Below are 11,034 nucleotides of genomic sequence, written 5' to 3' on the forward strand. Positions count from 1 at the left end.
GCTTTAGCCGGTCATCGCCTGGGGCAGATACAGCACGATCTCCGGGAACGCCCGCATCACCACGATGGCGAACAGCATCAGCAGGAAGAACGGCAGCGTAGCCTTGGCAATGGTGAAGATATTCTTGCCGGTGAGTCCCTGGATCACGAACAGGTTGAAACCCACCGGTGGTGTGATCTGCGAGATCTCCACCACGATCACCAGGTAGATGCCGAACCAGATCGGGTCGATGCCGGCGGCGTTGATCAGCGGCATGATGATCGAGGTCACCAGCAGAATCAGCGAGATCCCGTCGAGGAAGCAGCCCAGTACCAGCAGGAACAGGGTCAGCATCACCAGCAGCACGTTGGGCGAGAGCCCCATGGCGGCGATGGCGCTAGCCAGTTGCGTCGGCAGCTGGGTGAAGCTCATGGCCGACGACAGGAACGAGGCGCCGGCGATGATGAAGGCGATCATGCACGAGGTGCGCAGCCCGGCGAACATCGACTCCAGGAAGATCGACTTGTCGAAGTGGCCATTGAAGCGGGCGATCACCATCGACAGCACCACGCCCACCGCGGCGGCTTCGGTGGGCGAGGCGACGCCGCCGTAGATGCTGCCGAGAATGCCGCCGATCAGTACCAGCAGCGGAATCAGCCGCCAGCTGTTTCTGACCTTGTCCAGAAACGGCATCGGCGCCTCGGCATGACCCGCGCCGCCACTCCTGCCGGCGGTCAGCGACCAGATCACCAGGTAGATCATGAACAGTGCCAGCAGCAGCAGGCCGGGGCCGATACCCGCCATGAACAGGCGCGAGATCGACTGCTCGGTGACCACGCCATAGACGATCATCATGATCGACGGCGGGATCAGCAGGCCCAGGGTGGAGGCGCTGGCCAGCGTACCGATCGCCAGCGTCTCGTCGTAGCCGCGGCGTTCGAGTTCCGGGAGGGTCATCTTGCCGACGGTGGCGCAGGTCGCGGCGGAGGAGCCGCAGACGGCGGCGAACAGCCCGCTGCCGATGATATTGGAGTGCAGCAGCCGGCCGGGTAGACGGTTGAGCCAGGGCGACAGGGCGCGGAACATGTTGTCGGCAAGCCCGGAGCGGAACAGGATCTCGCCCATCCACACGAACATAGGCAGAGCGGTCAGGTCCCAGCCATAGCTGGCGCCCCAGAAGTCGGAGGCGAGAATGGGGCCGACCTCGAAGCTCGTGAAAAAGGTCAGCGCGATCCAGCCGGTGCCGAGCAGGGCGAAGGCGATCCACACGCCGCCGCCGAGCAGAATCGCCAGGGTAAAAAGCGTTGCAAGACTGAGCGTGAGCACGAGTCGAATCCTCGGTTCAGGGAAGCAGCGTATAAATGTCTGCGCGGGCGAAGTGCTGCGTTACGCGGTGCTGGAAGACTCGCCTAACCCCATGTTATGTCTCGTCTTCTGCGCTCCGTGCGCCTTGCCCTTCATCCCGCTCGCCGATTTATTCAGCGCTTCCTCGCTGGTTGTTGGAGCGAAAAGTCACTCGCCGCCGAAGCTGTCGTTGTCGGTAACGCCGTCGTCGTCGCCGGGGGCCACGTAGCGTGAGGGGGCCGTCACGGCCTGTCTCAGCGTTGTCAGCAGCGCTTCCAGAATGGCCAGACACAGCAGCCCCAGGCCGACGACCAGGACGGCCTGGGGGATCCATAGCGGAATCGCCATCAGCCCCGAGGAGACGTCGCCGTAGTCGAGGCTCTCCTGGATCAGGCCGATCACCTCCCAACTGAGCAGGGCGCTGAGTGCCAGGGCGATCGCCAGGCACGCCACTTCGCACCAGACCCGGATCGCCGCCGGCAGTCGGGCGATGACCAGCGTGACGCGGATATGGGCGTGATGGGTGAAGGTGTAGGCGAGGCTCAGGAAGGTGGCGCCGACCAGCAGGTAGGAAGCGATCTCCGAGACGCCGCTGATCTCGTAGCCGAGGCGGCTGGCGCCTACCAGTACCAACGCGGCGTCGAGACAGCGCAGCAGTACCTGAAAGGTGACCATGGCGCAGATCGCCAGCATGCAGGCCGCGGCGCCCCAGGCGCCCAGCCGGTAGAGCGGATTCAGTCTGAAGGTCATGGCGGAAACTCACCGGGTGTGAGTGAAGGAAGTCTACGGCGTACGAGGCCCGCGGCGAGGCGGGCCGTCGCACCGAACGTTACTGGCTCTGCTGGGCCTGGCGTTCGCGGTAGCGATCGACCAACTGCTGGGCCTGATCGCCGGCGCGCGCCTGCCAGTCTTCGAACAGCTTCTGTCCGGCGGCTTTCAGCTGCTGCTGGAGGGCATCGCTGGGCTCGCTCACGGTGATGCCGTGGGATTCGAGAGCCTTGGCACTCTCGGCGCTGTCTTCCTTGCTCATCTGCCAGCCGCGCTGCTCGGCCTTGGCCGCAGCGTCGAGAACCGCTTTCTGCGTGGCGTCATCGAGGCGGTCGAAGGCGCGCTTGTTGACGAAGACGATGTTCTTCGGCAGCCACAGGTTGGCATCGCTGTAGTTCGACACGTAGTCCCACGCCGACATCGACTTGCCGGTGGAGACCGAGGTGATCATGGCGTCGACGCGCCCGGTGCTGAACGCGGTGGGGATATCGGCTTCCTCGGTCTGGGTCGGGATGCCGCCCAGGTTCTCGACGAAGCGCTGGGTGTTGATGTTCGGCGCGCGGACCCGCAGCCCCTCGAACTGGGAGGCATCGGTCAGCTCGAAATCGGTGTAGATGCCCTGTGCCGGCCACGGCACGGCGTACAGCGGCATCAATCCTTCCTTGGCGAAGAGCTCGGTGATGATCGGCTTGGAGGCCTGCCACAGATCGTAGGCATCGGCGTAGCTGCCGGCCAGGCCGGGCAGGGTGTCGACTTCGTAGATCGGCGATTCGTTGGAGAGCGTGGAGAGGAATATCTCGCCGGCCTGGACTGTGCCGCGGCGCACCGATGGCTTGATCTCCGCGTGGCTGATCAGTGAGCCGCCGCTGTGCACGGTGATGGTCAGCTCGCCATCCGTCGCGTCGGCGACATCCTCGGCGAACTGCTTGGTGTTCTGGGTGTGGAAGCTGGCATCGCCGTAGGGAGAGGCGAGGTTCCACTGGTCGGCGAGTGCCGGCGTCGCGACGGCGAGCGATCCCGCCACGGCGATCGTCAACAGCTGAACATGGGGTATGCGCATCGTTGGATTCCGTTTGTTATTGAGAAGGTCTTCCTGCACGCCGCTTGTTATTGAAAGGGGTCGTGACCGGGACATGGCACCTCTGCATTCTTCAAGTCGGCCGGCGACGGCGTCAAATCGTTAATTCTTATCCAAACTATCGGGCCAGACTTTCACCGCTTCCCACTGCCCGTCACCGACGGGATCGCGGGGGTGTTCCGCGGCGTAGCGGGCAGCGCACTCCTGGGCGAGTCGGGTGACCCCCCGGCAGAAGCTGGGATAGCTGCTGGTACGCCAGATCGCGTCGTAGAACATCGCCGGTAGCGGCGTGGGCAGCGCCAACCGCAACAACTCGCCGCGCTCGCAGGCGTCCGACACCGTCGAGACCGGTAGCGAGCCGATGCCGACGCCGTCGATGCTCATGCGGACGATGGTCATCAGCGTGGTGGCGCAGTGGATCTTGGGATCGTCGATGCCGAGTTCGGCCAGATAGGCCACGAGCTCGCCATAGGGGCGTGCCAGCTTGCTGAACGAGACGAACGGCAGGCGGGATAGCGCCGATGCGCCACCCTGACGCAGGCGCTCGGCATGCTGCGGTGCCACGAACAGGCCCATCTCGTAGGTGGCCAACGGCAGCTGCGTCACCGAGAGGCCGGGGGCGACGCCGTCCATGGCGAAGATCATGTCGAGATCGTTGTCCGCCAGGCGCTGGTGGAGAAACGGCGAGATGTCGACGGTCAGTTCGATGGTGAGCTGCGGGTGCCGTTCGGCCAGTTGGGTCAGGAAGGTGCTGAACCAGCTGTGGGCGATGGTCTCGATGACCCCGAGCCGCAGCGTGCCGGAGAAGTCCTCCTGATTCTGGAACAGCTGCAGCGCCTCCTCGCGGCTGTCCAGCAGGCGTTCTGCGTGGGCGTAGAACTCCCGGCCGCGCAGCGTCGGCTGTACCGGCCGGGCACTGCGGTCCAGCAACGACTCTCCGACGGCCGCTTCCAGCCGGGTGATGCGGTCGGAGATCGAGGGCTGGGTCAGGTGCAGGCGCGCTGCCACCTTGCGAAACGAGCCCAGCCTGACGACCCAGACGAAGGCTTCGAGCTCCTTGAAGTCGAACATGGGGTTCTCTCTAGGTATTCAAAAAGCGCTAGATATTCAGAAGACGTTAGGTGTTCAAAAGACGTTAGGTATTCAAAAGGCGCTGTGCACTCGAAAGGGGATGGCCGATTCTTCGGCGCGGCGGCGTGAACGTCAACTCTCCGGCATCCATCCACCCGCATCGTGCCATGGGAATGAAAGATTGTGCCGATACTGCGCATCGCGAAAAACGATTGGACCCTGCGGCTGGCGGTTTCTTAAAGTGCGGTAAGGCGTCTCCGGGATGCCCACTGTCCACGGCACGCTGGTGAAAAGCCTTCCTGACGGCTTTGCCGAATGGCTCCTCCGACGGACTCGTCCGCTGGACTCCCGTGCCCGGCTCCCTACAACAACGATACGAGGTAATGCGATGCGCGCGCCCCTGCTCAACTGCGACATGGGTGAAAGTTTCGGCAACTGGGCGCTGGGGCTCGACGAACAGGCGATGCCCTTCGTCGATTGCGCCAATATCGCCTGCGGTTTTCACGCCTCCGACCCCGACGTCATGCGCAAGACCGTGGCGCTGGCAGTGGCCCATGGGGTGAAAGTCGGCGCGCATCCGGGCTATCCGGACCTGATGGGGTTCGGTCGCCGCTCGATGGCCTGCTCGCCGCAGGAAGTCGAGAACCTGATGCTCTACCAGATCGGCGCGTTGGAAGCGTTCTGTCGCGCCGAGGGCACCCGTATCCAGTACGTCAAGCCCCACGGCGCGCTCTACAACGACATGGCCGGCGACTTCGATCTGCTGCGGGCGGCAATGCAGGCGGTGGTGCGTTACGATCGGGCGCTGCCGCTGCTGGTGATGTCGACCGCCAATCCCGAGCCGGTGCGCGAACTGGCCGCGGAGATGGGCGTAACACTGTGGTTCGAGACGTTCGCCGACCGCGCCTACGACGCCAGGGGACACCTGGTCTCGCGGCGCCTTCCGGGCGCCGTGCATCACGATCGCGGCGCCATCGTCGAGCAGGCCGTGGCCCTGGCCAGGGGCGAGCCGCTGATCGCCAATGACGGCAGCGAGCTACGCCTGCCCGCCGATACGCTGTGCGTTCACGGCGACAACGCCGAATCCGTGGCGGCGGTGAAAGCCATTCGCGAAGCCTTCCAGCAGTTGGCCGACGCATGAGTCAGTCGCCTTCCCCCTCTACTGCGCCCGCTTTTCGGCTGGAAACGGTCGGCATGGACGCCCTCATCGTCAGGCTGTTCGCCGCCATCGACGAGGCCCACATGCCCTGGATCCTGGCCGCCGACAACGCGCTGCGGCAACGCTTCGGCGAGGCGCTGATCGACCTGGTGCCGTCCTACACCACGCTGCTGGTGCACTACGACGTGGCCCGGCTCTCCCAGCGCGAGGCCAGGCAGTGGATCGACGAAGCCCTGCGGGGATTGAAGCCGGCCTCCACCGAGACCGGGCGGGAGCATCGCATCCCGGTGTGGTACGACGACAGTGTCGGTCCCGAACTCACCAGGATCGCCGAGCGCCTAGGCGTCGATACCGACGAGATCGTGCGTCGCCACGCCGGTCGCGATTATTGCGCCTTCGCCCTCGGCTTTTCGCCAGGCTACGCGTTCATGGGCATGGTCGAGGAGGCGCTGGCCACGCCGCGGCTGAAGACGCCGAGACAGAAGGTGGCGGCGGGCAGCGTGGGCATCGCCGAACGCCAGACCGCCATCTATTCGATGCGCTCGCCGGGTGGCTGGAACATCCTGGGCCGCACCGCCGTCGAGCTGTTCGATCGCGAGCGCGACGAGATCAGCCTGTTTCGCCCGGGCGATCGGGTGCGATTCGAACCGATCAGCCGCGAGGCTTTCATCGAACAGGGCGGCGACACCACGCCGCTGGAGGAGCGCTGATGGCGACGCCGGAAATCTCCCGGGCGGCGAGTGGCAATGCCGCTCTGGTCGTCGAGGGCACGGGGCCGCTGGCGCTGGTGGAGGACGCCGGTCGCTTCGGGGCCCGCCATCTCGGCGTGACGCAGGGCGGCGCGCTGGACTGGATCGCGCTGGGCTGGGCCAACTGGCTGCTCGGCAACGCCCCAGATGCCGCCGGCATCGAGATCGCCATGGGTGGGCTGACGCTGAAGGCCACAGGCAGGATGGCGGTGGCCATCGCGGGTGCCGATCTCGGCGCCACGCGGGATGGCGAGACGCTGCCCGCCAATGGCAGCTTCGTTCTCGAACCGGGGCAGGTGCTGGCGTTCGACCAGCCCAGGGCAGGGCTGCGTGCCTACCTGGCGTTGCCGGGCGGGATCGATGCCGAGCCGTTCATGGGGAGCCTCTCGACCGTCGCCCGCGAGCAGCTGGGCGGTCTCGACGGGCGGGGGAGCGCGCTTCGGATCGGCGATCGGTTGATCGCGGCCTCGGTGGCCGCCGAGACCCGCGAGATGCCATGCGCGATGGCCATGCCGCAGGACGAGGTCACGCTCGAGCTGGTCACCGGGGCGCAGATCGCGCACTTCGAGGGTGCCAGCCTGTTCGCGGCCTTCAATCAGGCCTGGCAGGTGGATAGCCGCGCCGACCGCATGGGCGTGCGCCTGACCGGACCGGAACTGCGATGCCAGCTGGGGGGCATGATCTCGGAGGGGATTCCGCTGGGCGCGGTCCAGGTTCCGCCGGATGGCCAGCCGATCATCCTGCTCAACGACCGTCAGACCATCGGCGGCTATCCGCGCCTGGGGGCGCTGTCGCCCCTCGCCTGTGCCCGGCTCGGGCAGTGCGCTCCCGGCACCTCGATCAGGCTCTCCCCGGTCACGCCGCACCAGGCGCGCAAGGCCTATCTGCAGCAACTCGCACTGTGGCGCTGATCGCTTGCCGATTCCCTGCCATCGTTGGCCAGCGGGCGCCTGAGCCTGAGGGCGTCCGTCGAGGCGCGCTGTCGCCCCTTCAGTCGTCGCCCGCCTGGCGCATCGGCATCCTGTCGATGGTGGCGTAGATCTCCTGGAGGTCGACCTCGCCCTGGAGCTGTACTTTCTTGCCGCCATCCTTGCCGATCAGGATCGTGGTCACGCCCTGTTCGGGGCTGACGTCCACGGCATCGAGCAGCGCCTTGGTCTCGTAAGCGGTCATCGGACGGCCATGACGGGTGCCGCTCTCTCCTTCGATCGTGTAGAGCAGCATGTCGCGATCATCGAACTGCGCCTGGGTGCGGTCGAGCTGCCGGCGCAGGTGCCGGTAGGCGGGCTGCCCGGCATCCGGCGTCACCACGATGAGCGGGCGGAAGTTCCACTTGTCGGTAATCAGCGGATTGGCTGGATCGTTGCCGTTCGCCTGGGCCGAAGCCCCCGTCGCGAACGAGGCCCCGGCCATCAGTACTCCGGTCATCAACCAGTGTTTCATGGGAATCTCCTCCGAGTGTCGTTAGCGAGTCCGCAGTTCATTGTGACTCCGAAGGCTGCAGGGGGTTCAAGCTGGCTGGAGTTCCAGCGGGCGCTGTTATAACGGGCACTCCTAATATAACGGACACCGTTGGCAAAAATATTTCTAAATTCGTAAAAATATTTGCAGATAGTGAGGCCTCGGTATAATCTTGCAAAACTGAAACGGAGGAATGAGGCATGGCCGATCGCGATGGTTTCGATATGCCGCCGACATCGATAGCCGCCTTGCAGGCGCTCTCGATCGCCGCGCGTCGAGGAGAGCCCCGGGCACCGAAACTGACGCCGGGGGCGCTCAAACTGCTCGAGCAACTGCTTGCCGCTCCGGAGCTTGCGGCCACGCTCAGTATCTCGGCGCTGGCGAAGCAGCATGACGTCAATGCTTCCAGCCTGACCCGACTTTCGCACGCCTTGGGCCTGACGGGATTCAAGGCGTTTCAGGCGCTGTTTCGCGCCGATGCGACCACCGGCGCCTTCTACTCCACCCGTGCGGAACGCCTGCTCGATCTCGGTCAGATTCCGAGCGACGGCGACTATCCCGTCCAGCGACAGACGCTGTGGCAGGAGGAGATGGGCAATCTCTCGCGAACCGCGGAGAGGCTCGATGAGGCGATGCTGGCGCGTGCCGCCAGGGCGCTGATCGATGCCCGGCGGGTCCATGTCGTTGGCCAGCGTGCCTGCTTCGCGGGGGCGCACTACCTGGCCTACTACCTGGGCTACCTGCGCAGCGACGTGCGCCTGATCGACTCTCTCGGTGGAATCAACCTCGAGACGGGGCGCGAGTTGGGGGAGGGCGATCTGGTGGTGGGCATCAGCTATCGCCCGGAAACCCGGGTCAGTGTCGATTACTGCCGCCAGGCGCTGGACCAGGGCGCTCGATTGCTCGCGCTGACCAACCAGGAGACCGCGCGATTGGCCACGATGACCGACATGACGCTGTTGGCGTCCGCCGAAGGGCCGTTCTTCTTCAACCCCATGAGCAGTCTGTTCGTGACCATCGAGATGCTGCTGTCGCACATGGCCCACGAGATGGGGGGCGACGCCGTCGCCTCGATCCGCCGTCGTGAAGCCCTTATCGCCCGCTGGCAGATCGAATGACCTTTCCACCCCGACGACCCCATCGAACCCAGGAGACCAGTTGTCATGACCGCCTGCCCGGGGCTTGCCGCCGCCCTGTTGAATCGTGCCTACGCCGATGACCTCGATGCCACACCGGCATCCGATACCCTGTTGATCAACGAACAGTCGCGACTGCTGGAGTCTCGTGGCGAGCGCGTCATCAAGTTCGGCTTCGGCCAGTCGCCGTTTCCGGTCTACGGCCCGGCGGTGGAGGCGCTGGCCCGCCACGCGGACCGGAAAGCGTATCTGCCCGTGCAGGGGCTGCCGGCACTGCGGGATGGGGTCGCGAGTTTTCACAGCGAGATCGATGGCACGCCCTGGCAGGCATCGCGGGTCCTGGTGGGACCCGGCAGTAAACTGCTGCTGTTCGCCTTGATCAAGGCGCTGCCCAGGACGGAGATCCTGATCCCGGCGCCAGCCTGGGTCTCCTATGCGCCGCAGGCGCGTCTGGCCGGACAGACGGCGGTCAAGCTGGCGGCCAGCTTCGAGACGCGCTGGCAGATTACGCCGGAGCAGCTCGAGGCGCATTGCCGAGAAGGCGGGAGCCGCACGCGGCTGCTGATTTTCAATGCACCTGGCAATCCGACCGGGTTGTCGCCCGATGCCGAGACTCAGCGCGCGCTGGCCGAGGTGGCTCGGCGCCATGGCGTGATCGTGCTGGCGGACGAGATCTACGGCCCGTTGGACCATCACGGCTCGCACCGCGCCTTCGCCCGCGACTATCCCGAGGGCACGGTCACCACCAGCGGGCTCTCGAAGTGGTGTGGCGCTGGCGGCTGGCGACTGGGCGTGATGCACGTTCCTGAAGCGCTGGGCGGTGAGCTGTTCGCACGCCTGCTCGGCATCGCCTCGGAGACCTGGTCGAGTGTCGCCAGCCCGGTCCAGGAAGCGGCCTGCGTCGCCTATCGGATGAGTCCCGAACTGGCGAACTATCTCGAGCGCCAACGGGCCTGGTTGGGCCTGATCGGACACTGGTGCGCCGAGCGGCTGCAGGCGGCCGGCGTTCGCACTCAGCTACCGGATGGTGGCTTCTATCTGTTTCCCGATTTCGACGCTCACCGGGAGGCCCTGGTCCGGCGCGGCATCACCACCAGCGCCGAACTGACCGCCCGGCTGCTGAAAGAGACCGGCGTGGCCCTGCTGCCGGGGAGTGCATTCGGCTGCGACCCCTTGCAGCTCACGGTGCGCCTGGCCTACGTCGACTTCGATGGCGGAGTGCTACTGGAGCATTGCCCGCAACGCTACGACGACCCCATGGGGTTGCCGACCCTGGACAAGGTCCGTGCCGGTATTCAGGCCATTGTGGAATGGTTACCATGACCGACGGGCGAGTGACGGTGGGAGATCGCCGGCACCGGGCGTGCCGATGTTTCCCGGCGAAACATTAAATTGCCGAGAGAAACATTTCGGAGGGAACTCTCCTTCCCACGCGGCATCCCACTAGGGCACACGCATAAAATCGATATCTGGAGGTATTCATGCAAAGGATCACTGCATTTCTCGCGGCGGCAATGATGACGACCGGTCTCGCCAGTGCGCCTGTCTTGGCCCAGGAGTCCGCCGACAGCGGTTCGCAGGCGCAGGCTCCGGCGCAAAACTTCTCCGATGACCAGCTCCAGCAGTTCGCTGACGCATCGCAGGACATCGCGATGATCTCCCAGGATTATACCGAGCAGCTGCAGAACGCCTCCGATGAAGGTGAGCAGCAGAAGATTCGCCAGCAGGCCAACGATGAAATGGTCCAGGCGGTTCAGGAGAGCGGCATGAGCGTCGAGCAGTTCAACTCGATCGGCCAGGCCATTCAGCAGGATCCGCAACTGATGCAGCGTGTGAAGGGTATGGTGCAGCAGCCCCAGCAGTAAGCATCGACAGGGCGATTTCGAGTATCGCCCATGAACGAAAAACCGCCGACCGAGGGTCGGCGGTTTTTTTGCCATTGACGAACGCGCGGAACGAAATCAGTTGTTGTCGATCGCGTCGCTGGCGTCGTTGAGCAGGTCGGACGTGGCGGCCTTGGTGTCTTCCCAGGCGCTGGAGGCGCCTTGCTTGGTGTTTTCCCAGGCCTCGGCGGCTTGGGTCTTGGCATTCCGCCACCAGTCGTTGGTGTACTCGGGCTGCTGTTTCAGCGCGCTTTCGTCCATGTCGAGAACGACGCGGTATTCGATGTCGTCGAGGCTTTCGTCATGATTGGTCTCGACGGTGAAGTCGCCTTTCTGGACCACGAAGTTCTTGTCGCCCATATCCAGCACGCCACCGGCTTCGACCACCAGTGCCTTGGCCCCCAGG

The 11,034-nt window shown here is 65.0% G+C and carries 11 protein-coding genes and 1 pseudogene; 6 read left to right on the plus strand and 6 right to left on the minus strand.

What is annotated here, in order from left to right; all coding sequences use genetic code 11:
- Window positions 1-3 precede the first annotated feature (3 nt).
- From Q0602_RS07665 to Q0602_RS07680, 4 genes are all read right to left on the minus strand, one after another.
- On the minus strand, window positions 4-1,305 hold the full coding sequence (locus tag Q0602_RS07665) for a TRAP transporter large permease (protein WP_298841160.1): 1,302 nt from the start codon (window positions 1,303-1,305) through the stop codon (window positions 4-6).
- Between the two features lie 186 nt (window positions 1,306-1,491).
- The gene (locus Q0602_RS07670) at window positions 1,492-2,073 is read right to left on the minus strand and encodes a TRAP transporter small permease (protein WP_298841163.1); all 582 of its coding nucleotides are present in this window, start codon (window positions 2,071-2,073) and stop codon (window positions 1,492-1,494) included.
- 79 nt (window positions 2,074-2,152) lie between these two features.
- Window positions 2,153-3,151 carry a TRAP transporter substrate-binding protein gene (locus Q0602_RS07675; protein WP_298841166.1) on the minus strand — a complete coding sequence of 333 codons (999 nt, stop codon included), beginning with the start codon at window positions 3,149-3,151 and terminating at the stop codon, window positions 2,153-2,155.
- A gap of 120 nt (window positions 3,152-3,271) precedes the next feature.
- Window positions 3,272-4,240, minus strand: coding sequence for a LysR family transcriptional regulator (locus tag Q0602_RS07680; protein ID WP_295040300.1), 969 nt, complete (start codon window positions 4,238-4,240; stop codon window positions 3,272-3,274).
- Window positions 4,241-4,628: 388 nt separating this feature from the next.
- Between Q0602_RS07680 and Q0602_RS07685 the strand changes: the two genes are divergently transcribed.
- The 3 genes from Q0602_RS07685 to Q0602_RS07695 are packed head-to-tail and all read left to right on the plus strand — an operon-like array spanning window position 4,629 to window position 7,059.
- Window positions 4,629-5,381, plus strand: a complete 753-nt coding sequence (locus Q0602_RS07685) for a 5-oxoprolinase subunit PxpA (RefSeq protein WP_295040302.1) — start codon at window positions 4,629-4,631, stop codon at window positions 5,379-5,381.
- A complete protein-coding gene (locus Q0602_RS07690; RefSeq protein ID WP_298841170.1) occupies window positions 5,378-6,109 on the plus strand; it encodes an allophanate hydrolase subunit 1 in 732 nt (243 codons plus the stop codon). The genes Q0602_RS07685 and Q0602_RS07690 overlap by 4 nt, the downstream gene beginning before the upstream one ends.
- Window positions 6,109-7,059, plus strand: a complete 951-nt coding sequence (locus tag Q0602_RS07695) for a biotin-dependent carboxyltransferase family protein (protein WP_298841173.1) — start codon at window positions 6,109-6,111, stop codon at window positions 7,057-7,059. Before Q0602_RS07690 ends, Q0602_RS07695 begins: the two co-directional genes overlap by 1 nt.
- Window positions 7,060-7,138: 79 nt before the next feature.
- Here the strand turns inward: Q0602_RS07695 and Q0602_RS07700 are convergent, their stop codons facing one another.
- Window positions 7,139-7,591, minus strand: coding sequence for a DUF4174 domain-containing protein (locus tag Q0602_RS07700; RefSeq protein ID WP_298841180.1), 453 nt, complete (start codon window positions 7,589-7,591; stop codon window positions 7,139-7,141).
- Between the two features lie 218 nt (window positions 7,592-7,809).
- On the opposite strand from Q0602_RS07700, the gene Q0602_RS07705 reads away from it, so the two are divergent.
- The 3 genes from Q0602_RS07705 to Q0602_RS07715 all read left to right on the plus strand — a co-directional run bounded on the left by Q0602_RS07705 (window position 7,810) and on the right by Q0602_RS07715 (window position 10,610).
- A complete protein-coding gene (locus Q0602_RS07705; RefSeq protein ID WP_149435826.1) occupies window positions 7,810-8,727 on the plus strand; it encodes a MurR/RpiR family transcriptional regulator in 918 nt (305 codons plus the stop codon).
- Window positions 8,728-8,772: 45 nt separating this feature from the next.
- Window positions 8,773-10,068, plus strand: coding sequence for an aminotransferase class I/II-fold pyridoxal phosphate-dependent enzyme (locus tag Q0602_RS07710; protein ID WP_298841185.1), 1,296 nt, complete (start codon window positions 8,773-8,775; stop codon window positions 10,066-10,068).
- Between the two features lie 158 nt (window positions 10,069-10,226).
- Window positions 10,227-10,610: a DUF4168 domain-containing protein gene (locus Q0602_RS07715; RefSeq protein WP_149435824.1), complete on the plus strand. Its 384-nt coding sequence runs from the start codon at window positions 10,227-10,229 to the stop codon at window positions 10,608-10,610.
- Between the two features lie 96 nt (window positions 10,611-10,706).
- Here Q0602_RS07715 and Q0602_RS07720 read toward each other — a convergent pair.
- A pseudogene (locus Q0602_RS07720) lies at window positions 10,707-11,034 on the minus strand (PRC-barrel domain containing protein); the annotation flags it as partial.

The sequence above is a fragment of the uncultured Salinicola sp. genome, assembly GCF_937921195.1.
In the GTDB taxonomy this organism is placed as follows: domain Bacteria; phylum Pseudomonadota; class Gammaproteobacteria; order Pseudomonadales; family Halomonadaceae; genus Salinicola.

What these genes read in the sequence shown, in the direction of transcription:
- Q0602_RS07715 (WP_149435824.1), top strand. Translation starts at nt 10,227, where the DNA reads ATGCAAAGGATCACTGCATTTCTCGCGGCGGCAATGATGACGACCGGT.
- Q0602_RS07695 (WP_298841173.1), top strand. Translation starts at nt 6,109, where the DNA reads ATGGCGACGCCGGAAATCTCCCGGGCGGCGAGTGGCAATGCCGCTCTG.
- Q0602_RS07700 (WP_298841180.1), bottom strand. Translation starts at nt 7,591, where the DNA reads ATGAAACACTGGTTGATGACCGGAGTACTGATGGCCGGGGCCTCGTTC.
- Q0602_RS07670 (WP_298841163.1), bottom strand. Translation starts at nt 2,073, where the DNA reads ATGACCTTCAGACTGAATCCGCTCTACCGGCTGGGCGCCTGGGGCGCC.
- Q0602_RS07690 (WP_298841170.1), top strand. Translation starts at nt 5,378, where the DNA reads ATGAGTCAGTCGCCTTCCCCCTCTACTGCGCCCGCTTTTCGGCTGGAA.
- Q0602_RS07705 (WP_149435826.1), top strand. Translation starts at nt 7,810, where the DNA reads ATGGCCGATCGCGATGGTTTCGATATGCCGCCGACATCGATAGCCGCC.
- Q0602_RS07710 (WP_298841185.1), top strand. Translation starts at nt 8,773, where the DNA reads ATGACCGCCTGCCCGGGGCTTGCCGCCGCCCTGTTGAATCGTGCCTAC.
- Q0602_RS07685 (WP_295040302.1), top strand. Translation starts at nt 4,629, where the DNA reads ATGCGCGCGCCCCTGCTCAACTGCGACATGGGTGAAAGTTTCGGCAAC.
- Q0602_RS07675 (WP_298841166.1), bottom strand. Translation starts at nt 3,151, where the DNA reads ATGCGCATACCCCATGTTCAGCTGTTGACGATCGCCGTGGCGGGATCG.
- Q0602_RS07680 (WP_295040300.1), bottom strand. Translation starts at nt 4,240, where the DNA reads ATGTTCGACTTCAAGGAGCTCGAAGCCTTCGTCTGGGTCGTCAGGCTG.